Origin of the sequence: Sphingomonas sp. NPDC092440 (assembly GCF_044754985.1) — a bacterium.
In the GTDB taxonomy this organism is placed as follows: domain Bacteria; phylum Pseudomonadota; class Alphaproteobacteria; order Sphingomonadales; family Sphingomonadaceae; genus Sphingomonas.
Genome location: NZ_JBIVQA010000002.1, coordinates 210644 through 231656, shown reverse-complemented (window position 1 = coordinate 231656; position 21013 = coordinate 210644). Strand labels below are relative to the sequence as shown.

Here is a 21013-nt window from a genome sequence, read left to right as displayed (position 1 = left end):
GTCGCCCACCCCACCGACGGGGAGAGAAACAAACCATGCGATCGGGCCGGCGCAGCCCTGGCCCGATCTCCACAGCATTGGAACAGCTGAAATCCGCCTCAGCGGATTTATCAATCGGCGCGGATGCGCCTGCGGGGCGTTGCGGGGCAGGCTGTGCAAAAACTCATTCGTCTAATCCGCCGCCGCCAGCACCGCGACGCGCGTCTCACCCCGCTGGCGTCAGTCGCTCGGCACCGAAGGCATTTACTGCATGGAGGATGTTGAAGGCGACAATCGAGAGAGCCGCTTCGGCCTTTACCGCTCTGAGACCTCGCGTGAGGAACCTTCCGCCGCCGGACATCCGTTTAATCGTGCCGAAGGGGTGCTCTACAGTACATCGGCGGGTCACCATCAAGCTCGGATCCGCGTAGATTCTGGCCTCCATACGATCCAGCGCCGCCTGATCGAACAACCGATGGATGGTCCGTTGGGCGCCGGACGTGCATCGGCTCTTCAGCCGACAGTCTTTGCATGCGGGCGTTCTATATCGGATCGCACGGTTGCGGGTATGTTTGCCGGATGGTCTCAACGTCTTGCCGGCGGGGCACCGGATTGTGTCGGTCTCCTCATCATACACGAACTGCGCTGGCCGGAAAAAGTCGGTGCTCATGGCGCCGCGTTTGATCGGCGCCGCGACCTCAATATGGTCGCGCTCGCATTGCGCGACCGCCTGGGCGTTGGAGTAACCGCCGTCGGCCAGGACTTTGAGCTCGTCAACCTCAAGCACCTCCATCGTCGCCATCGACATTGGATGCAGGAGCTGGCTGTCGTTTGCCTCGTTGGTCACGTCGTGATGTATGATCAGGCCGCTATCTACATCGACCACGCTTTGCATGTTGTAGCAGGGTGTCTTGGGAGAACGTCCATAGCCCATCGGCCGCGCGTCGGACTCGCCAAAGACCAAAGCCGTCTCGTCGCGATCCTTCAGGATGTCCTGCCGGCGCACGAGCCTGTCCTTGCGGCGCCCGAGGGTCTCCATCGCAGTGGTGAACGCCTCCCGATGTTTGGGCTGATCGTCGAACCCCTGGGCCACTGCCTCATCTATGATGTCGAGCCGTTCAAGGTAGTAGGCGATCTCCTTTTCGGTGTGCGCAACGTCACGGGCCAGCCGGTCGGCGCCAGCGATGTTCTTTGGGCTCGCGACCGCGCGCATCTTCGTCCCGTCCAGCGCGACCAATCGACCGCTGATCAAGCCGGTTTCGCGGCAGAACTGGATGAATGCAGCGCTGGCGCCGACAATGGCTTCCGGATTGTCATGACGAAAGGAGGCGATCGTTCGGTAATCCGGGGCGAGCCGGCGCATTAGCCAAAGCGCTTCGAGGTCGCGGACACACGCTCGTTCCAATTGGCGTGAGGACCGTACCTGGTTGAGGTAGCCCCAGATGTACAGCCGGAGCATATCGCCTGGATGGTATCCAGGGCGGCCGGTGACCGCAGCGATAGCGCGACCGAAGCCAAGCTCAGCCAAGTTCAAGCTGGTAACAAAAGCATCGACGACTCGGACCAATGCGTCCGGGGAAACATAGTCATCAACACAAGGAGGAAGCAGGTTGACCTGATCTCGCGCGAGTCCCTCAATAAAACTCATGCACACCCCGGCGCGGAAGATGGGAAGATAATTGGATTCTACACTGACAGGTTCATTAGTAAAAGCTTGTTCTTGGCTTTGAACATCTGCGCTAGGTGGCGTAATAACTCATTACAGATGTTGCGGGCTTCCGAGAAGGATGAGGTCAGAATCGCCGGGTTCTCCGTTACGTCGAAGCAGTGGCCGCTTGCGCGTCGAGCTGCCACCCGTAGCTTTTGGAATCCGGTACGAGATCGGCGATGGTGAACTGATCGAGGTGTCGCGCGAAAGCTTCCAGCGCGCCTGCCAAGGCATGGCGCAAGCCGCATGCGGGCGTCACGACGCAGCTGTTGGTCGCCGCGTCGAAGCATTCGACGAATGTCCCGGTGTCTTCCATGATGCGCATGATCGAACCGACGTTCAGGGCATTGGCGGGCCGCGCCAGCTTGAGGCCCCCGCTCCGGCCCCGCACACCCTCGACAAATCCCTCCGCGGCCAGTCGCTGCGCCACTTTCATCAGATGGTTCTTCGAGATGCCATAAGCGTGTGCGATCTCGGCGATCGAATGATGGCCGTCCTTCACGGCCAGGAACATCAATGTGCGAAGGGCATAGTCGGTCTGGACGGACAATCTCATAAAAGATGCATATCATATATTGGTTTTATCCGCCAAGGCGCGTAAACCATGCACACATCTTAATCGAGTCGAGGCAGGCAATGACGTCGAACCATGCCGAGCAAGCGCGGGCACGCAAGATGGCGGATGCGCTCGCCTGCGGGATCGATGATGCGTTTATTTCGCAGCTTGTGGAGAGTTTCTACGACACCGTCCGCCAGGACGACACGCTCGGCCCGATCTTTGCGGAGCGCATCGGCGACTGGCCGCATCATCTGACGCGGATGAAGGATTTCTGGGCCTCGATCATGCTCGAATCCGGTCGGTTCAGCGGCAATCCGATGCGCAAGCATATCGCGATCGGCGAGCTTGATGAGGCGCATTTCGCGCGCTGGCAGTCGCTCTGGGACCAGACGCTTGCTCGGATCGCGCCGAACGCTGCGGTCGCGGATCGGTTTCGCGAAGCGGCACTGCGCATTGGCGAGAGCTTGCTGACCGGCATCAAGATCGACCGCGGCGGCCTGGCCGCCATTTCCGCGAGGGCCGCGTCGTGACACCGGTCCCCTACGGCGCATCGCCGATCTTCGATGAGCAAAGCCTACCCGACGCGCTGCGCAACGATCATCGCACCAAAGCAGGCACCTGGGGCCTCCTGCGGATGCTGGAGGGCGAAGTGCGGCTCGTTTTCGTCGATCCGCCGAGCGAGCAGCTCGTGACGCCCGACAGGCCCGCGATCATCCCGCCGCAAGCAACCCATCATGTCGTTCCGCTCGGCCCCATGACGATGCAGGTCGAGTTCTACCGGGAACGCCCAGAGCTTGTCGAAGACGCGGACCGTGGATGACTTCGCCCTTGCTCGCACGGTGCATGTCGTCGCGGTCCTGTTCTGGATAGGCGGCGTCGGTTTCGTCACCTGGGTGCTGATGCCGACGCTTAAGGCAACGGAACTGCCGCAGGATCGCTTGCGCCGTTTTCAGCAGATGGAGGCGCGCTTTGCCTGGCAGGCACGCCTGTGGGTTCTGCTTGCCGGCGCAAGTGGCCTGTGGCTGGTGGCGCGCGCCGATCTGTGGAGCCGCTTCCTCGACGGCCGGTTCTGGTGGATGCACCTGATGGTCGCACTCTGGACCGTGTTTGCGCTGATGTTGCTCGTCATCGAGCCGCTGCATCTCCATCGCCGCCTCGCCAATACACAGTCACCAGAGGCGGATTTCGCTCGAATGATCCGGCTGCATCAGTTATTACTTGCCGTCAGCATCATAACAATTTTGGGCGCGGTAGGCGGTAGTCACGGACTATTCTGAACGGAGGGGGTTTGGGGCATGAAGAGCTATCAAACGACATTCAGCATCAAAAGGCTGTGGATCATCCTGTCGGTCGGCATGGTGGTCATGTTCGGAATCCTACTGTTGCTGGGCCAGCAGATCTACCAGCAGGCGCCGCCCATTCCCGAAGCGGTGAAATCCCAAAGCGGCGAGACATTGTTCACGCGCGCGGACATCGAGACCGGCCAGAATATCTGGCAGTCGATCGGCGGCATGGAACAGGGCTCGATCTGGGGCCATGGCAGCTATCTGGCGCCCGACTGGAGCGCCGACTGGCTGCACCGCGAGGCGGAGGCATTGCTCGCCCTGTCGGCCTCGCAACCTCTCCCAGGCGTGTCCGCGACGCAGGCGGAGGCTATGCGAAGGGCCGGGCTGCAGGAGGAGATGCGTAGGAACACCTACGACCCTGCATCCGGCGTCATCACGGTCAGCGACACCCGCGCGCGCGCGATCCGGCAGGTACAGCAGCATTTCGTAAGCCTGTACGATGGCGGCGATCCTGCCTCGCTAAAGCTCCGCCGCGACTATGCCTTCCCGGTCTATGGCGAGCTGTCGGCCGCGGAAGCCCGGCAGCTTACCGCCTTCTATTTCTGGACGGCCTGGGGGGCGACCACCGATCGTCCGGGCCAGAACATCACTTATACCAGCAACTGGCCGCACGAACCCCTGGTGGGCAATAGCCCAACCACCGGTACATTGTTGTGGAGCCTTGCGTCGGTCATCCTGCTGCTTGCGGCGGCAGGCGCACTCATCGCCTATTACGCCAAGCAGTTCGACGTCTGGCGCGGCGACATCCTGCCCGAGGGCGGCATGGCGACCTCTGATCTTCTGGGACAGGCCGTCATCACACCGTCGATGCGGGCTACCGCGAAATATTTCTGGGTCGTCTGCGCGTTGTTCGTGGGGCAGGTGCTGCTGGGCATTGTCACCGCTCATTATGCGGTCGAGGGACAAGGGCTCTATGGCCTGCCTTTTGCAGAATATCTTCCCTACACGATCACCCGCACATGGCACACGCAACTCGCGGTGCTGTGGATCGCCACGGCATGGCTGGCGACCGGGCTCTATGTCGCGCCGATGCTCGGGGGACGCGACCCCAAGTTCCAGCGGCTCGGCGTCAACTTTCTGTTCGTCAGCCTTCTGGTCATCGTCATCGGCTCCTTTGCCGGGCAATGGGCGGCCGTCCACCGCTTCTTCACCAGTCTGACGGCGAATTTCTGGTTCGGTCATCAGGGCTATGAATATGTCGATCTCGGCCGCTTCTGGCAGATCTACCTCCTGATTGGCCTGTTCCTCTGGGTGGCGCTGGTGGTGCGCGCGCTCTGGCCCGTGCTGCGACGGGAAGGCGGAAAGTCCCTCATCTATCTCGTGCTGGTGTCAGCGCTCGCCATCGGGCTGCTCTACGGCGCGGGGCTGATGTGGGGCCAGCATACGAACATCGCCATCATGGAATATTGGCGCTGGTGGGTGGTGCATTTGTGGGTCGAGGGTATTTTCGAAGTCTTCGCCACGGCCATCATCTCGCTGCTGTTCGTCCAGATGGGCATCCTGCGAACCTCCACCGCCACCGTGATGGTGTTGTTCGCGACGATCATCTTCCTGTTCGGCGGGGTGCTCGGGACCTTCCATCACCTGTATTTCAGCGGCACGCCAACGTCGGTGATTGCGGTCGGCGCGATGATCTCGGCGCTCGAAGTGGTGCCGCTGCTGGTTGTCGGCTTCGAAGCCTATACGCGGCACAAGGTCGAGCATGAGGCCGAGTGGGAACGGATCTATCACTGGCCGTTCATGTTCTTCGCCGCCGTCCTGTTCTGGAATCTGGTCGGCGCCGGGCTGTTCGGCTTCCTCATCAATCCGCCGATCGCGCTCTATTACATGCAGGGGCTGAACACGACGGCGAACCATGGCCACGCCGCGCTGTTCGGCGTCTATGGCATGCTCGGCCTGGGGCTGACGCTCTATTGCATGCGTGGACTGACCGACGTCACGCGGTGGAACCAAAAATGGATCAGGATCTCCTTCTGGTCGCTCAATATCGGCCTTGGCATGATGACTTTCCTGTCGCTGCTCCCGCAGGGCATCCTGCAGACCTACGCCAGCATCGAGCACGGCTATGCCTATGCGCGCTCAGCGGAGTTCATCCATAGCCCGATCATGCAGGCGCTGGTTTGGGCAAGGGTGCCCGGCGATGTCGTGTTCGCTCTCGGCGTTTTCGCGTTCGCATGGTTCATGGTTCAGGCGTTCATGCACGGCAGGAAGCCGACTCCAGAAACGGCGGCCATTCCAAAGCCGGCGCTTTAGATCCGCCACTCCGCTTCCCGGCTGTACCCCGGTTTTCAACGGACGGCCGGCTAATTTCGGGCGTTGGTCGCTCCCGGCCAACGCCATTTGTCCGTGAAACGGCTTCAGGATCGCCGGACAGGCTTGCCTGATCCGTGGGTTTTAGCACAGCCTGGGGGTGTCCCCGCAGAGGGGGTAGCGGGAGACCCACGGCTCCCGCTCAGGGGGAGACTTTCCCCTCCTCAAAATCTCAGCCGACGATCTCAGGCCCGAACATCAACATTCCATCGAAAGGGCGTACATCTCGCAGATTCCGCCCATCATCAGGCGCGAAGCTCACATGCGGTCTGTATGCGGGGAAATCCCACACACCCCCGGCTTGCCGATGAACAAGGTGGCGAGTCATCAGAGCGGGCGACGGAAAACATAGCGTAATCAGTCCTCCCATGCGTTCAACCCGCCGGGATGAACAGGGTTCGATCTGGAGAGCATCCGGGTCGAGCGCCATAGGGCTGTGGCGGGAGAATATAACCGTCACATGCCAAAAAGACGGGCGTAGATCGCGAAACCCTACGCCGCGCGCCCAGGCCGCCAGCGCAGCCGCATTGTCCAGCGCCCGGATCACCGCTCTGCCCGGCGGTCCTGATAATGCAGTCAGCGATCTTCCCATCAGCGTCAAACTCACTGTCTGGAAATGTAGCTTCCCCATCGCGACCTTGCAATTTTCAGCGTCATCGACTAACATGAAGTCATTGACTTATGGAGGCCAGTATGGCGGTCATGACGATCCGAAACATCGACGACGCGATCAAAAATCGCCTTCGTCTGCGCGCGGCAATGCACGGCCGGTCGATGGAGGACGAGGCGCGCGACATTCTCCGGTCGGCGCTTTCGACCGAAATCCCGCGCCCTCGCAATCTGGGCCAGGCCATCAACGAACGCTTCGGCGAGCTGGGTGGAATCGATCTGCTTGACGTTCGGCGTGAGCCGATTCGGCAGCCGGCGGACTTCGGCGAATGATCGTCCTCGACACCAACGTCATCTCTGAGTTGATGCGGCGCGAGCCTGACCCCAGGGTCATGGCGTGGATTGCTGACCAGCCGATGGCGGGCGTGTTCACGACGACGCTGACGCAGGCGGAAATCTTCTACGGGCTGGCGCTGCTTCCCGAAGGACGCCGCCGCGATGATCTGCTGGCGGCCGCACGTCCGATGTTCGACGTCGATCTGGCGGGGCGCGTCCTGCCGTTTGACACTGACGCGGCGCTTGCCTTTCCCGAGATCGCCGCGGGACGGAAACAGGGCGGCAAACCGATCAGCCAGATCGACGCGCAGATCGCCGCCATCGTGCGCTCACGCGGCGCGCGGCTGGCGACTCGCAATGTCCGCGACTTCGCGGATTGTGGGATCACGGTTGTCGATCCGTGGGGCGAAGCATGACGCCTGCCGCAACACGCCCCTATCCGCGCTACGCCGCGATAGAGCCTTTGCACGAGGCGCTGTCGCGACGCAGCGTGTCGGGATGGCCCTTCCTCGCAAGCTCCGCCGCCGCGCACCCTGCGATTGGTCGGAAGGTCTCGAAGACCTTCATGACTACATGCACGCGCCCCCGCGGCGGGTGCCGTCTCGCACGCGCGTCATCAAGGACGGCGGACCGATCGTCATCACGGACGATTGGCCTGAGCGGGTTCCGATCGGCGACGCCGAGTTGCGCGTCATCGAGGGCCATTTGCGCAAGGAGTTGGACGACCTGTTCGGACCCTTGCCGTGAGATAAGGAGGATCATGCCATGAACGACGCCGCCCTTCGCGTCGAGGACACACCGCCGGTCATGGCGACGGCCCGCGCCGCGCTCTATCTGCGCGTCTCCACCGGCCGCCAGGCCGAGAGCGATCTTTCGATTCCCGATCAGCGTCGCCAGATCGAAGGCTATTGCCTGTCGCGCGGCTGGGAGGTCGCGGCCGATTTCGTCGAGCCTGGCAACAGCGCAACCGATGATCGCCGGCCGGCATTTCAGGCCATGATCGACGCGGCGATGCAGAAGCCATCGCCGTTCAACGTGATCCTCGTCCACAGCTTCTCGCGCTTCTTCCGCGATCAGTTCCAGTTCGAGTTCTATGTCCGCAAGCTGGCGAAGAACGGCGTGCGGCTGATCTCGATTACGCAGGATTTGGGCGACGATCCGATGAGCGTGATGATGCGCCAGATCATGACGCTGTTCGACGAGTATCAGTCGAAGGAGAACGGCAAGCACACGCTGCGGTCGATGAAGGAGAATGCCCGGCAGGGCTTCTGGAATGGTGCGCGGCCGCCCATTGGCTATCGGATCGTCGAGGCCGGGCAGCGCGGCGCGAAGGTCAAAAAGAAGCTGGAGATCGACCCGATCCAGGCCGAGACCGTGCGGCGCATCTACCGGATGGCGCTGAACGGGGTTGATGATAACGGCCCGATGGGCCTCAAGGCCATCGCGACGTGGCTCAATGACAACAACACTCGCACCCGCGACGGCGGGCGCTGGGGCATCGCGGGAGTGCATCAGGTGCTCACCCGCACGACCTATATTGGCCGGCACAAGTTCAACTATCGGGACTATCGCACTAAGGCACCAAAGCCCGAGAGCGAGCACGCCATTATGGAAGTGCCGGCCATAATCTCGGAGGCGGAGTTCGAGGCGGTGCAGCGGTCGCTCAAGGCGCGCAGTCCGAAGATGATGCCGCCGATGGCGGTGGGCGGCCCAACGCTGCTCACCGGCATCTGCTTCTGCGCATGCTGCGGCGGAGCCATGACGCTGCGCACCGGCACCAGCAGCGTCGGCCGCGAGTATCGCTATTACACCTGTTCCACGAAGGCGCGGCAGGGCGCAAAGGGTTGCCCCGGCATCACGGTTCCGATGGATCGGCTCAACGAAGCCGTCGTCGGGCATCTGGAGTGGCGCCTGCTCGATCCTAAACGGCTTGAGGAGATGATGGATCAGATCCTCGAACGCCGCGACGAATGGGTGGATCGGCGGCGCCTTCATGTCGCCGATCTGGAACGCCGCGCGACCGAGGCCGAAGCCAAGCTCAAGCGACTTTATGATGCGATCGAGAATGGCGTGATCGATGTGAGCGATCCTTCGCTCAAGGATCGAATCGCCGAACTGACGGCAACACGCGACCAAGCCAGGGGCGACGCCGAACGGGCGGTGGCCCATATTGAGAAGATCGGCCCGGCTATCACGCCCGAGAGCCTGCGCGCCTTCGCAATGGCGGCGCGCAGAAAGCTGCGGCGGGGCGATGGCTCATTCGCGCGCGATCACATCCGCGCGGTCGCCCAGCGTGTCGAAGTGGTCAGTAAGACGGAGGTTCGGATTCGCGGCTTGCGCAGTGAGTTGCTCCGAACGCTAACCGCCGCCTCTGGCGTAGAGGCGGCGGTGCTAGGCGTTCGTGCCTTTGATCCAAAATGGCGCGCCCGGAACGATTCGAACGTCCGACCCTCAGATTCGTAGTCTGATGCTCTATCCAGCTGAGCTACGGGCGCGCTGTGGAGGGGTGCCTTTAGAAGCGGTTTTCAGATCGCGCAAGCCGTTGCGTGCAGTTTTCCACAGGCATAAGGCGCTGACATGCGATTTATTCTGCTGCTCAGCCTCGCCGGGCTCGCCGGCTGTACCCAGGCGACGGGGCGATACCCCTCGCTGCTGCCTCGCCCGATCGAATCGACGAGCCTCGCCGAGCCCGAGCGGCCGGTGCCGGTCGCAACGCCCGACGCCGCGCTCGACAAGCGCATCGCCGAGATCCGCGCGACGCTCGACGCCGGCGCCAAGGCCTTCACCGCCGGCGCCCAGGATGCCGAGGCCCGGATCGCCGTCTCGCGCGGGCTGCCCCAGGGCTCCGAGGCGTGGCTGCAGGCGCAAGTGGCCATGGGCCAGCTCGCCGAGCTGCGCCGCCCGGCCGTGACGGCCCTGTCCGACCTGGACGAACTGGCGACCCAGCGCGGCGTCGACGGCCTGCCGCCCTATCCGGCGCTCGACGCCGCCCTGGCCGACGCCGATCGCGCCGCCTCGGCCCAGCAGGCTCGAATCGATTCGCTCGAGGCCGCGCTGGGCGGCACCGGCGGCTAGTCAGTTCCCCGCCAGCTCCGGGTGCAGCACCCGGAGCACCGGCATCACCGAAGCATAATCGTCGGTCCAGGGCTCGAAGCCGGGCCAGGACCGCAGCCGCCGCCAGCCCCCGCCCCGCGCCACCAGCCGGTCGAGCACCGCCTGGTCATGGCTGAGCGCGATCCATTCCGACGCCGATTCGGCCCGGGGCTCCACCTGATCCACCTTCGTGCCGCCGCCCGGCTGCGGCGTGGCGACGAAATGCGGCTCCGGCTCGTAGGACAGCCGCACCGCCTTCCAGCCGCCATCGCGCGCGGCGGCCGACACCACGGGAGCCAGCGCCATGAACCGGTTGGAGATATGGACGAGCAGCAGCCCGTTCGGGGCAAGCACCCGGCCATAGGTGGCGAAGGCCTGGCGCGTCAGCAGGTGCATCGGCACCGTATCCGACGAGAAGGCATCGAGCGCGAGCAGGTCGAGGCTGGCGCTCTGCGTCTCGGTGAGGCGCACGCGCGCATCGCCGATCGAGATGCGCGTCTGCGGCGCGCATTGCCGCAGGAACGTGAACTTGCCCGAATCGCGGGCGAGATGGACGATCGCCGGATCGATCTCGAAGAAGCGCCAGCTCTGGCCGGGCCGGGCATAGCAGGCGAGCGTGCCGGTGCCGAGGCCGACCACGCCGACGCGCGCGGCGGGACCATAGAGATCGGGCAGCGCCTGCATCGCCTGCCCCACGCCCGATCCCGGCACGTAATAGGTGGTCGGCCGGGTCGAGAGCGCGCCTTTCAGCTGGATGCCGTGGAGCGTGGTGCCGTGCGCCAGCTGGCGCTCATCGTCATAGTCCGTGACGGTATAGACACCGAAATAGCTGCGCGTGCGGGCATCGGTGAGCGAGAGCTGGATCGAGCGATAGCCGCCGAACAGGATGAGGCCGCCCGCCAGCGCCGCCAGATAGGCCGGGCGGCGCCCGACCGCGAACAGCCCGAGCAGCGCGACGAGCACAAAGGCGATCTGCTCGTGCATGATGCCGAGCAGGTTGCCGGGATTGACCGCGCCGAGCCAGACCAGCAGCGCGACCAGCGCGACCAGCGTGATCGTCTTGCCGCGGGTGCCGTGCCGCCAGAAATCCCCGATCGCCGCGAGGAGGAACATCTGCGGGCAGAGCGCGCCCGCCGCGAGGACGAGTAGCGGATATTCATAGGTCCAGTCGAACAGGATCGGCGCGATCAGGCCGGCGAACACGCCGCCGAGCACGCCGCCCACCGACATGGCGAGGTAGAAGCCGGTGAGCCGGTCCGGCGCCGGGCGCAGGGCATACATGCGGGCATGCAGCGTCACCGATACGGTGAAGAGCAGCAACAGCCCGATGATCGCATTGAGATAGGCGAGCTGCTGGTGGCCGGCGATCAGCGTCGCGCCGAACATCAGGATGATGACGGGTGCGAACTTGGTAAGGATCTCGGGCAGCACCGCATTGTCGCGAAAAGCCACCGAGAAGCTGAGCAGGTAGAGGCCGAGCGGCAGCACCCACAGCATCGGCACCGCGACGATGTCGGTCGTGAGGAAGGTCGTCGTCGCCAGCATCAGGCCCGAGGGAACCAGCGCCAGCGCGATCCAGTGGAACACCCGGCGCCAGGGCGGCGCGGGCGTATGATGCGCGACATGCGGCTCGCCTTCCGCCCGGCGCGGCAGGCGCGCGGTGCAGCCCGCGACGAGGACCAGGACCAGGACATAGCCGCCGGTCCACAGCCAGCTCTGGCCCTTGAGCGCCAGATTGGGCTCGACGATCAGCGGATAGGCGATCAGCCCGCCGAAGCTGCCGATATTGGAGGCGGCGTAAAGGGCATAGGGATCGCGCCCATGGCTGGCGATGCTGTACCAGCGCTGGAGGAGCGGCGCCTGGGCCGAGACGGCGAAGAACAGCGGGCCGATCGAGGCGACGAGCAGCCAGGGCACCCAGAGCGCGGGCTCGGCATCGCCGGGCAATTCCATCGCGATCACGCCGATCGGCAGCCAGAGCGCCGCGATCAGGAGCACTGCGAGATGGATCGTCCCCTGGGCCCGCGGCGACACCCGGCCGAGCCAGTGCGCATAGGAATAGCCGCCGAGCAGCAGCGCCTGATAGACCAGCATCGCGCTGTTCCACACCGCAGGCGCGCCGCCCAGTTGCGGCAGCGCCATGCGCGCGACCATGGGCTGGACGAGGAAGAGCAGGAAGGAGCCGGCGAGGATCGCGGCGACGAACAGCCAGCGCGTGGCACGCGTGCCGGCCTGCGGCGTCCCGTCGTCGATTGCATTCTCCATCGCTTCAGGCCTCCGCGCCGCTGTGCAGCGCTTCGGCTTGCCGATGGATGAACCACGCGCGGAAGTTTACGAAGTTTAGCCTATGGGGGGCCCGATTTCCCTCCCCGGAATTTGGGCCCTGTCCGGATATGGCGGGCTGCGGGATGTGCGACACGATCATGCCGTGGACGCAAGCAGAGGAAACCCTACTAGTAAAGGGCCCGGGTGCGCGGACAGTCCCGATCTCGGTTCGATCTGGAGCGCGTGGGGTAGATGGGGCCATCGCGGCTCCTGCACTCCACCTGCACTCCAGATGTCGATTCGGCCCGGCCAGCTGTCGATTGGGCCCGGGTCGAGGACGCATATTCCCGCTCTCCGTCATCCCCGCTTCCCTCTCCCCGTCCTCCCCGCGAAGGCGGGGATCCAGGGCCACGCGCAAGGACCGCGAGGGTCGCTTTACCGTCTCCAACAACCCCGCGCGCAATTGCTTCGATTGTCCCATACTATCCTGGATCCCCGCCTTCGCGGGGAGGACGATGGATGCGGGAATGACGGTGGAGAATAGGAGCCCGTGACCCAGGCTCCCGCCATAACCCGGGAAGTGGCAGAATCTCCGGATCGCAAGAGAGAAAGCACCGGCATGTCCCGGCGCCTCACGCCCGGGGCCGTGCGATCCGATAGGTGATGTGCGGGTTCAGCCAGTCGGGCGCCTGTGGATGGATGAAATCCTCGGCGGGAACCCGCACCATGCCCAGCCGCTCCATCAGCCCCCAGCTGCGGGCGTTGCCGAGCACCGTCATCGCCGCGACCGTCGGCACGTCGAGATGGGCCCAGGCCCAGTCAAGGCTCGCCTGCGCCCCCTCGCGGGCATAGCCCCTGCCCCAATGAGCCGCCGCGAAACGCCAGCCGATCTCGGTCTCTCCGAAGAGCGGTGTGCCCTCCGGACCCGGCTTGAGGCCGCAAAAGCCGAGGAACGCGCCGTCTTCCCTGCGCTCGACCGCCCAGAAGCAATGGCCATGGGCATCGAGCAGGGCGTTCTGCCGCGCCATCGCGGCATCGGCGGCCTCCGGGCTCAACGGCGGGCCGAGGAACTCCATCACCGCGGGATCCCGGCCCATGGCGTGCCAGGCCGGCCGGTCGCTTTCCCGCCAGCGGCGCAGGACCAGGCGTTCGGTCTCGATCATCGGGGGCGCTCCAGGATGTAGACGATCATCGCGCCCACGGGATCGTCGGGGGCATGCGCGCGGAGATGGAAGTCGAGATCGGGGCGACGACGCATGCCGAGCCGCTCCATCAGCCCCCAGCTGCGATCGTTGGCGATCGTGGTCCAGGCGCCGATCGCCGGCGCATCGAGATTGGCCCAGCCCCAGGCGATGCTCGCTGCGGCGGCCTCGCGGGCATAGCCCTTCCCCCAATGGGCCTCGGCGATGCGCCAGCCGATCTCCGGCATGCCGGCAACCGGCGCTTCGGGGCCATAGTTGCTGGCGATGCGGAGGCCGCAGCTGCCGACCAGCTCGCCGGTCTCGCGGAGCAGAGTGGCCCAATAGCAGAAGCCGTAACGCGCCTGATCCTCCAGCCGCCGCGCGAACATCGCATCGATGTCCGCCGGCGCCTTCAGCCCGCCGAGCCGCGCCATCATCGCCGGCGTGTTGACCAGGGCTTCGAATGCCGGACGGTCGGCGGGCGTCCAGGGACGCAGGCTGAGGCGCGCGGTCTCGATCATGCCGGGCGGTCGATCGCGTAGACGATCATCGCGCCGAAGGGATCGCCGGGCGCATAATCGGGATGCCGGAAATCGAGATCGGCGCGGCGGCGCATGCCGAGCCGCTCCATCAGCCCCCAGCTGCGGCGGTTGCCGATCACCGTCCAGGCGGCGATGCGCGGGCGGGCGGTGTTGGCCCAGCCCCAGGCGATGCTTGCCTCGGCCGCCTCGCGGGCAATGCCCTGCCCCCAGAATTTCTCGCCGATGCGCCAGCCGATCTCCAGCTCCTCGGGCACCGGCGTGCCGGGATGGCCGCCGATGCGCACGCCGCAGACGCCGGCCATCTCGCCGGTCTCGCCGATCTCGACCACCCACATGCAATGGCCGTGGCGCGCCTGCTGCACCATCATCTTGTCGATGATCGCGTCGTGCTTCGCGCGCGGCACGGGGCCGCCGAAATGCTCCATCATCGCCGGCGTGTTGGCAAGGGCGTGGAAGACGGGCTTGTCCGCCTCGCGCCAGGGGCGGAGGATCAGGCGCTCGGTCGCGATCATCCGGCGAGCAGCCGAGCCGCCAGCGGCGCGTGATAGCTGAGCACGCCCGAGCAGCCGGCGCGGCGAAACGCCATCAGCGTCTCCAGCACCAGCGCCTCGCGCTCCCCTGCCCCGGCCGCCGCGGCCGCTTCGATCATCGCGTACTCCCCGGAGACCTGATAGGCGAACACCGGCACCTGGAACGCGTCCTTCACGCGCAGGATGATGTCGAGATAGGGCAGACCGGGCTTGACCATCACGCTGTCCGCACCCTCGGCCAGGTCGAGCGCGACTTCCCGCAGCGCTTCCTCGGCATTGGCCGGATCCATCTGATAGGTCTTCTTGTCGCCCTTGAGCAGCCCGCGGCTGCCGACCGCGTCGCGGAAGGGGCCGTAAAAGGCCGAGGCATATTTGGCGGCATAGGCCATGATCTGGACGTTGACCTGGCCATTGGCCTCCAGCGCGCCGCGGATCGCGCCCACCCGGCCGTCCATCATGTCCGACGGGGCGACGATGTCCGCGCCCGCCTCGGCCTGGAGCAGCGCCTGGTCGACCAGCACCGCGCTGGTCTCGTCGTTGAGGACATAGCCCTGGGCATCGACGATGCCGTCATGGCCGTGCGCGGTATAGGGGTCGAGCGCCACGTCGGTGAGCACGCCGATATCGGGCACCGCGTCCTTGATCGCGCGGATCGCCCGGCACATCAGATTGTCCGGGTTGAGCGCCTCGCGCCCGTCATCGGTGCGCAGCTCCCGCGGCGTGTTGGGGAAGAGCGCCAGGCAGGGAATGCCGAGGTCGCGGGCCTCGCGTGCGCGCGCCACGATGTCCTTCACGCCCCAGCGCGAGACGCCGGGGAGCGAGGCGATCGGCTCTTCCGCCGCGCCTTCGGTGACGAAGAGCGGCCAGATCAGGTTCGCCGGGGTGAGCACGGTTTCCGCGTGCAGCCGGCGGCTCCATTCGGAGGCGCGGGTGCGGCGGAGGCGGAGCGCGGGATACTGACTCATGGCCGCGCTGATGCGCCCTCAGCAATTGGGTTGCAAGCGTCCCGCGGGCTCGGTCGCGGCGAGCGTCTCCTCCTCCACCGTGACGGGCTCGGGCGGCACTTCCAGCACTTCGCTGCGCCAGCGGCCATAGCGATAATAGAGCGCCGCCAGCGCCAGCGAACAGGCCGACCCGATCGGGAAGGCCAGCCACAGCGCGTCGCTGCCGAACCAGCGCTGGCCGAGGACCGCGAAGCCGAAGCGGATCGGGAAGAGCGTGATCGCCAGGATGACCAGGGGCGGCACAGTGGCGCCATTGGCCCGGACGGTGGAGAACAGCACCATGGTCGCGCCGAACATCACGAAGGTCCAGCTGGCGAGCAGCTGGATGTGGCGCGCGATCGGGATCGCCGGGCTGTCGCCGCCGACGAACAGCGCCATTACCGGACGGTCGAACAGGAGGATCGCGACGATCACGACCAGGGTGATGACGGTGTTGTAGGCCAGCCCGGCGCGGGTGATCGCGTTCACCCGGTCCCATCTGCCCGCGCCGATATTCTGCGCGGCCATGCTCGACACGGCGACGCCGATCGCCATCGCCGGCATCTGGATATAGGTCCAGAGCTGCTGCGAGACGGCATAGGCCGCGGCGGTGTCGACGCCGAGCCGGTTGACCAGCCCGATCATGGTGAGGCCCGCGGTGGACATGACCAGCATCTGCGCGCCCATCGGCAGCCCCTTGGCGACGATGGTGCGGACCAGCGCCCTTTCCGGGATCAGATAATGCAGCTCATGGCCGCGCAGCCGCACCGGCAGGTCGCGCCAATAGACGTAGATGAGCAGGCCGAAGGAAGAGGCCAGCCCGGCGAGCAGCGTCGCGGTGGCCGAGCCGGCGATGCCCATGCGGGGGAATGGGCCGATGCCCTGGATCAGCAGCGGGTTCAGCCCCGCGTCGATCGTGACGCTCAGCACCATGAACCAGAGCGGCGTGATCGAATCGCCGGTGCCGCGCAGGCTCATCTGGATCAGCACGCCGAGCATGCTGAACGGCAGGCCCAGAAAGATGACGCGCAGATAGTCGCGCGCCATGTCCTGCGCCTCGCCGGGAGTGGCGAGCAGGCGGAGGATCTGCGGGGCGAACAGCCAGCCCAGCACCGCGATCACCACCGCGCCGCCCATCACCAGCCCGATCGCCGAGCCGAAGGCGCGCCGCGCCGCCTCGACGTCGCGCCGGCCCATCGACTGGCCGATCAGGATCGTCGCCGCCATGCCGAAGCCGAACACCGCCGAGAACATCAGGAACATGATGATGTTGGCATTGGCGGTCGCCGCCAGTGCCTGCTCGCCCAGGAAGCGGCCGACCCAGATCGAGTTGATCGAGCCGTTCAGCGACTGGAGGATGTTCGAGCCCAGCGTGGGCAGCGCGAACATCAGCAGCGTCCGGCTGATCGGGCCCTGGGTCAGGTCGTGGCGTTGGGGAGGACCGGCCATGGCGCTCATTCTGGTTGGAGTCGGCGGAAAAGGACCTCCCGCCGCCCCTCACCAGCACCCGGCGGCGGTCAGGTCAAGCCGGCTGGACGCGCCGGCGGCGCATCACCCAGAGCGCGATCGTGCCCAGCGCGAACAGGCCCAGCGCCTCCTCCGGGATCGGGCTGGGATCGCCGCCGCCCGGGTTGGTGGTGCCCGGCGGCGTATAGGTGCCGGTATAGGTGCCGAGGTGGAACTCGCCGTTCTGGACGAGGCTGCCGAACACCGCCGAGCCCTGGATATAGTTGCCGGTGGTCGCCGCCGCGTTCGGCGCGAGCACCGATCCGCCCCAGGCGGTGGTGGCGTTCAGCGTCTTCGCATCGGGGAAGTTCCAGATCACGTGCTGGCCCAGCCCCTGGGTGCCGCCCAGGAAATTGTCGTTGAGCGTCACGTTCGCGCCGCTGACGTTGACGATCGCGGTGTCGGCGCCGTTCAGGTTGAACTGGATCTCGCCGATCTTGTCGAGATCCGCGGCGCTGATGTTGAACACCGCCACGCCGTCCGCGTTCGGCACCGCGTTGAAGGTGCCGCGATTGCCGGCGGTCACCAGGTTGCTGTTGGCATCGAGCCCGCCCAGCGTGCGCGACAGGTCGGTGAGGCTGCTGGTGAGCAGGCTGCCCTGCTGCTTCAGATTGACCGAGAAGGCCGGATCGCTCGCCGTCAGGCCCGACTGTACCGTATTCTGGTTGACGTTGGTGTTGGCGATCGTGCCGCCGACCTTCACCGTCTGGGCCGGGCCGTTGAGGTTGAAGCCGCTGTTGACGTTGCCGCCGATCACCGCGCCCGAACCGTTGTTGAGGTTCTTGGTCGAGCCGTTGACATCGCCCACCACGGTGAGGCCAGGCACGCCGAGCGGGCTCGGGGCGGGATTGGCGATCTGATAGTTGGAGGAATTGCCGTTGAGGTTGCCGCCGACGAAGGTCCGCCCCTCGACTTCCGACGAGGAGGTCAGGTCGCCGAGCACGACCAGGTTCCAGGTGCGCAGCGCATCGAGGCCGGCGATGGACTGGGCGGATGCGGGCACGGCGGCGAACAGCGCCGCAGCGGCGACGCCGGCGGGAAGCAGGAAGCGGTTCATGGCGACTCCGAGGGGTTAACGACTCGGAATTGGTTAAAGGGGCTGGGATGCCCGGAGGATATTGCGAACTATGGTTAACGGCGTCCCGTATCGGGAGGCTCGCCCATCTCCGTCATCCCGGCGAAAGCCGGGATGACGATTCGGGTCAGCCCAGCCGCGCGAGCGCCGCGCTCAGCCGCTCGGCCTCGGCGGTCTTCTCGGCATGGTCGGCGCGGGCTTTCTCGACTGCCTCGGGCTTGGCCTTCTCGACGAAGCTGGCATTGCCCAGCCGGCCCGCCAGGCCGTCGCGCTCCTTCTCGGCCGCGGCGATCGCCTTGGCGAGGCGTGCCTTCTCGGCTTCGATGTCGACCACATCGCCGAGCGGCACCACAAAGGTCGCCTCGTCGACGATGATCTGCAGCGAGCCGCCGGCAGGCACTTCGCCGGCGGCCTGATCGACACGGGCGAGGCGCGCCAGCGCGGCTTCCTGGCGCCCCAGGCGCGCGCTGGTCTCGACCGAGGCGTCGCGCATGAACACCGGCAGGCGCGCGCCCGGCGGCACGTTCAGTTCGGTGCGGGCAGCGCGGATCTCGCTCACCAGCCGGATCAGCCAGTCGATCTCCTGCGCCGCTGCCGGATCGAGCGCGCGGGCATCGGCCATCGGCCATTTCGCCACGATCAACTCGTGATCGCGCGGGCCCATTTTCGACCACAGCTCCTCGGTGATGAAGGGCATGAACGGGTGGAGCATGACCAGGATCTGGTCGAGCACCCAGCCCGCCACCGCCCGCGTCTCTTCGGCACCCTCGGCGCCTTCGCCCTGAAGGACCGGCTTGATGAGCTCGAGATACCAGTCGCAGAAGCGGCTCCAGACGAACTGATAGATGCTGTTCGCCGCTTCGTCGAAGCGCAGATCGGCCAGCGCGAGGTCGATCGCCTGGACGGTGGCGACCGTCTCGGCGACGATCCAGCGATTGACCGCCAGCTGCGCCGCGGGCGGCTCGAGCGTGGTCGAGGCCGAGATGCCGTTCGACTGGGCGAAGCGCGCGGCGTTCCACAGCTTGGTCGCGAAGTTGCGATAGCCCTCGATCCGGCGCTCATCCATCTTGATGTCGCGGCCCTGGCTTTCCATCGCCGCCATGAAGAAGCGCAGCGCATCGGCGCCATAGCTGTCGATCAGCCCGAGCGGGTTGACGACATTGCCCTTGGACTTGGACATTTTCTGCCCGTCCGCCGCGCGGACGAGACCGTGGAGATACAAGGTCTTGAAGGGCACTGCTTTCATGAAGTGCAAGCCCTGCATCATCATGCGGGCATCCCAGAAGAACAGGATGTCGAAGCCCGAGATCAGCACGTCGTTGGGATAGCGCCCGCCGAGCGTGGCATCGGGGTTCTCCGGCCAGCCCATCGTCGCGAAGGGCCACAGCGCGGAGGAAAACCAGGTGTCGAGGACGTCGCTGTCCTGCCAGATTCCCACGCGGTTTCCGTGTTTGTCATGGACGCGACGCGCCTCGGATTCGTCGTCGACCATCACGACGCCCAACCCCGGACCGGGTTGCAAATCATTGATGTAGTATGCGGTCGCCTGAGCCAACGCATCATCCGCGTTCTCGGCGACGAAAATCGCCTTCTCGCCCGGTTTTTCCAAGCTGGGCCCGAACCACGCCGGAATCCGATGCCCCCACCAAAGCTGGCGCGAGACGCACCAGGGCTGGATGTTCTCCATCCAGTTGAAATAGGTCTTTTCCCAGCTCTTCGGCACGATCTTCGTGGCGCCCGAGCGCACCGCCTCGATCGCCGGCTTGGCCAAGGTAGCGGCATCGACATACCATTGGTCGGTCAGCCACGGCTCGATCACGTCGCCCGAGCGATCGCCGAACGGCGTCGCGATCGTGCGCGGCTCGGCGTCGTGCTCCTCGCCATCCTTGTCGATGTGCGGGATCAGATAGCCCTCGGCCTTGAGCCGCTCGACCACCAGCTTGCGCACCTCGAACCGGTCCTTGCCGATGAACTCCTCGGGGATGCCGCCCTTCTGCGTTTGAACAACCCGAGCCTTGGCGTCGAGCATGTTGAGCATGTCGCGCGCCTCGATCCCGGCCCGCCTGCCGACCTCGAAGTCGTTGAAGTCATGCCCCGGCGTGATCTTCACCGCACCCGAGCCGAGCTCGGGATCGGCATGCTCGTCGGTGACGATCGGGATCAGGCGGCCAGTGATCGGCAGCTTGACCATCTTGCCGACCAGATCCGCGTAGCGCGCGTCCTCGGCGTTCACCGCCACTGCCATGTCGGCCAGCATCGTCTCGGGGCGCGTGGTGGCGACTTCGATGAAGCCCGATCCGTCCGCCAGCGGGTATTTCAGGCGCCAGAAGCTGCCCTTGACGTCCCTGGTCTCGACTTCGAGGTCGCTGATCGCGGTGCCCAGGCCCGGATCCCAGTTCACCAGCCGCTTGTCGCGATAGAGCAGGCCCTGCCTGTGGAGTTCGACGAACACCTTGAGGACGGCCTTGGAGAAGCCCTCGTCCATGGTGAAGCGCTCATTGGCCCAGTCCATCGAGCAGCCGAGGCGGCGGAGCTGCTGGGTGATCTCGCCGCCGCTCTCTTCCTTCCACTCCCAGACCTTGGCGACGAACTCCTCGCGCGTGAAGTCGGTGCGCTTCTGCTGCCTGAGGTTCATCTGGCGCTCGACGACCATCTGGGTCGCGATGCCGGCATGGTCGGTGCCGACCACCCAGCGCGCATCCTTGCCCTTCAGCCGGGCGTGGCGGACCAGGATGTCCTGCAACGTGTTGTCGAGCGCATGGCCGATATGCAGGCTGCCCGTCACGTTGGGCGGCGGGTTCACCAGCGTCCAGGGATCGGCGCCGTCACGCTCGGGGCGGAACAGGCCGTTGGTCTCCCAATGCCGGTACCAGCGGGATTCGAGTTCGGCGGGGTCGAAGGTCTTGGGCAGTTCGGTGGTCATGCCCCTGCCCTTAGCGAGGTGTGCATGAGATGCACAACCCATCGTCATCCCGGCGAAAGCCGGGATCT

18 protein-coding genes and 1 tRNA gene are annotated in these 21013 nt (G+C 65.6%); 8 read left to right on the top strand and 11 right to left on the bottom strand.

The window, feature by feature from the left end:
* Positions 1-205: 205 nt before the first annotated feature.
* The gene (locus tag ACIQCS_RS03975; RefSeq protein ID WP_012115015.1) at positions 206-1627 is read right to left on the bottom strand and encodes an IS1182 family transposase; all 1422 of its coding nucleotides are present in this window, start codon (positions 1625-1627) and stop codon (positions 206-208) included.
* A 166-nt stretch (positions 1628-1793) separates the two neighbouring features.
* The gene (locus ACIQCS_RS03970; protein WP_012115016.1) at positions 1794-2243 is read right to left on the bottom strand and encodes an Rrf2 family transcriptional regulator; all 450 of its coding nucleotides are present in this window, start codon (positions 2241-2243) and stop codon (positions 1794-1796) included.
* 119 nt (positions 2244-2362) lie between these two features.
* Here ACIQCS_RS03970 and ACIQCS_RS03965 point away from each other — a divergent pair, with 119 nt between their 5' ends.
* The 7 genes from ACIQCS_RS03965 (at position 2363) to ACIQCS_RS03935 (ending at position 9310) form a co-directional block, all read left to right on the top strand.
* Positions 2363-2776, top strand: coding sequence for a group III truncated hemoglobin (locus ACIQCS_RS03965; protein WP_401530108.1), 414 nt, complete (start codon positions 2363-2365; stop codon positions 2774-2776).
* A complete protein-coding gene (locus ACIQCS_RS03960; RefSeq protein WP_012115018.1) occupies positions 2773-3066 on the top strand; it encodes a DUF1971 domain-containing protein in 294 nt (97 codons plus the stop codon). Before ACIQCS_RS03965 ends, ACIQCS_RS03960 begins: the two co-directional genes overlap by 4 nt.
* Positions 3059-3523: a membrane protein gene (locus ACIQCS_RS03955; RefSeq protein ID WP_041575668.1), complete on the top strand. Its 465-nt coding sequence runs from the start codon at positions 3059-3061 to the stop codon at positions 3521-3523. The genes ACIQCS_RS03960 and ACIQCS_RS03955 overlap by 8 nt, the downstream gene beginning before the upstream one ends.
* An 18-nt stretch (positions 3524-3541) precedes the next feature.
* A complete protein-coding gene (locus tag ACIQCS_RS03950) occupies positions 3542-5845 on the top strand; it encodes a nitric-oxide reductase large subunit (protein ID WP_012115020.1) in 2304 nt (767 codons plus the stop codon).
* Between the two features lie 750 nt (positions 5846-6595).
* The gene (locus ACIQCS_RS03945; RefSeq protein ID WP_345846495.1) at positions 6596-6844 is read left to right on the top strand and encodes a FitA-like ribbon-helix-helix domain-containing protein; all 249 of its coding nucleotides are present in this window, start codon (positions 6596-6598) and stop codon (positions 6842-6844) included.
* A complete protein-coding gene (locus ACIQCS_RS03940; protein WP_345846493.1) occupies positions 6841-7263 on the top strand; it encodes a type II toxin-antitoxin system VapC family toxin in 423 nt (140 codons plus the stop codon). Before ACIQCS_RS03945 ends, ACIQCS_RS03940 begins: the two co-directional genes overlap by 4 nt.
* 349 nt (positions 7264-7612) lie before the next feature.
* Entirely contained in the window at positions 7613-9310 is a 1698-nt protein-coding gene (locus ACIQCS_RS03935) for a recombinase family protein (protein ID WP_345851971.1), read from the top strand.
* Here the strand turns inward: ACIQCS_RS03935 and ACIQCS_RS03930 are convergent.
* Positions 9266-9342, bottom strand: a tRNA-Arg gene (locus tag ACIQCS_RS03930). The genes ACIQCS_RS03935 and ACIQCS_RS03930 overlap by 45 nt on opposite strands.
* Positions 9343-9424: 82 nt before the next feature.
* Between ACIQCS_RS03930 and ACIQCS_RS03925 the strand changes: the two genes are divergently transcribed.
* A complete protein-coding gene (locus ACIQCS_RS03925; RefSeq protein ID WP_345846492.1) occupies positions 9425-9922 on the top strand; it encodes a hypothetical protein in 498 nt (165 codons plus the stop codon).
* On the opposite strand, the gene ACIQCS_RS03920 is transcribed toward ACIQCS_RS03925, so the two are convergent.
* The 8 genes from ACIQCS_RS03920 to ACIQCS_RS03885 all read right to left on the bottom strand — a co-directional run bounded on the left by ACIQCS_RS03920 (position 9923) and on the right by ACIQCS_RS03885 (position 20945).
* Entirely contained in the window at positions 9923-12205 is a 2283-nt protein-coding gene (locus ACIQCS_RS03920; protein WP_345846491.1) for a fused MFS/spermidine synthase, read from the bottom strand.
* A 632-nt stretch (positions 12206-12837) separates the two neighbouring features.
* Entirely contained in the window at positions 12838-13368 is a 531-nt protein-coding gene (locus ACIQCS_RS03915; protein WP_345846490.1) for a GNAT family N-acetyltransferase, read from the bottom strand.
* A complete protein-coding gene (locus tag ACIQCS_RS03910) occupies positions 13365-13907 on the bottom strand; it encodes a GNAT family N-acetyltransferase (protein WP_345846488.1) in 543 nt (180 codons plus the stop codon). The genes ACIQCS_RS03915 and ACIQCS_RS03910 overlap by 4 nt, the downstream gene beginning before the upstream one ends.
* Positions 13904-14440, bottom strand: coding sequence for a GNAT family N-acetyltransferase (locus ACIQCS_RS03905; protein ID WP_345846486.1), 537 nt, complete (start codon positions 14438-14440; stop codon positions 13904-13906). The genes ACIQCS_RS03910 and ACIQCS_RS03905 overlap by 4 nt, the downstream gene beginning before the upstream one ends.
* A complete protein-coding gene (gene hemB, locus ACIQCS_RS03900; protein WP_345846485.1) occupies positions 14437-15423 on the bottom strand; it encodes a porphobilinogen synthase in 987 nt (328 codons plus the stop codon). Before hemB ends, ACIQCS_RS03905 begins: the two co-directional genes overlap by 4 nt.
* An 18-nt stretch (positions 15424-15441) precedes the next feature.
* Positions 15442-16890 carry an MATE family efflux transporter gene (locus tag ACIQCS_RS03895; protein WP_345846483.1) on the bottom strand — a complete coding sequence of 483 codons (1449 nt, stop codon included), beginning with the start codon at positions 16888-16890 and terminating at the stop codon, positions 15442-15444.
* Positions 16891-16963: 73 nt separating this feature from the next.
* A complete protein-coding gene (locus ACIQCS_RS03890; protein ID WP_345846481.1) occupies positions 16964-18004 on the bottom strand; it encodes a choice-of-anchor A family protein in 1041 nt (346 codons plus the stop codon).
* 145 nt (positions 18005-18149) lie between these two features.
* Entirely contained in the window at positions 18150-20945 is a 2796-nt protein-coding gene (locus ACIQCS_RS03885; RefSeq protein ID WP_345846478.1) for a valine--tRNA ligase, read from the bottom strand.
* Between the last annotated feature and the right edge of the window lie 68 nt (positions 20946-21013).

Coding starts and splice junctions, on each gene's coding strand:
- ACIQCS_RS03975 (WP_012115015.1), bottom strand. CDS start 1,627: ATGAGTTTTATTGAGGGACTCGCGCGAGATCAGGTCAACCTGCTTCCT.
- ACIQCS_RS03970 (WP_012115016.1), bottom strand. CDS start 2,243: ATGAGATTGTCCGTCCAGACCGACTATGCCCTTCGCACATTGATGTTC.
- ACIQCS_RS03965 (WP_401530108.1), top strand. CDS start 2,363: ATGGCGGATGCGCTCGCCTGCGGGATCGATGATGCGTTTATTTCGCAG.
- ACIQCS_RS03950 (WP_012115020.1), top strand. CDS start 3,542: ATGAAGAGCTATCAAACGACATTCAGCATCAAAAGGCTGTGGATCATC.
- ACIQCS_RS03945 (WP_345846495.1), top strand. CDS start 6,596: ATGGCGGTCATGACGATCCGAAACATCGACGACGCGATCAAAAATCGC.
- ACIQCS_RS03940 (WP_345846493.1), top strand. CDS start 6,841: ATGATCGTCCTCGACACCAACGTCATCTCTGAGTTGATGCGGCGCGAG.
- ACIQCS_RS03935 (WP_345851971.1), top strand. CDS start 7,613: ATGAACGACGCCGCCCTTCGCGTCGAGGACACACCGCCGGTCATGGCG.
- ACIQCS_RS03925 (WP_345846492.1), top strand. CDS start 9,425: ATGCGATTTATTCTGCTGCTCAGCCTCGCCGGGCTCGCCGGCTGTACC.
- ACIQCS_RS03920 (WP_345846491.1), bottom strand. CDS start 12,205: ATGGAGAATGCAATCGACGACGGGACGCCGCAGGCCGGCACGCGTGCC.
- ACIQCS_RS03915 (WP_345846490.1), bottom strand. CDS start 13,368: ATGATCGAGACCGAACGCCTGGTCCTGCGCCGCTGGCGGGAAAGCGAC.
- ACIQCS_RS03910 (WP_345846488.1), bottom strand. CDS start 13,907: ATGATCGAGACCGCGCGCCTCAGCCTGCGTCCCTGGACGCCCGCCGAC.
- ACIQCS_RS03905 (WP_345846486.1), bottom strand. CDS start 14,440: ATGATCGCGACCGAGCGCCTGATCCTCCGCCCCTGGCGCGAGGCGGAC.
- hemB (WP_345846485.1), bottom strand. CDS start 15,423: ATGAGTCAGTATCCCGCGCTCCGCCTCCGCCGCACCCGCGCCTCCGAA.
- ACIQCS_RS03895 (WP_345846483.1), bottom strand. CDS start 16,890: ATGGCCGGTCCTCCCCAACGCCACGACCTGACCCAGGGCCCGATCAGC.
- ACIQCS_RS03890 (WP_345846481.1), bottom strand. CDS start 18,004: ATGAACCGCTTCCTGCTTCCCGCCGGCGTCGCCGCTGCGGCGCTGTTC.
- ACIQCS_RS03885 (WP_345846478.1), bottom strand. CDS start 20,945: ATGACCACCGAACTGCCCAAGACCTTCGACCCCGCCGAACTCGAATCC.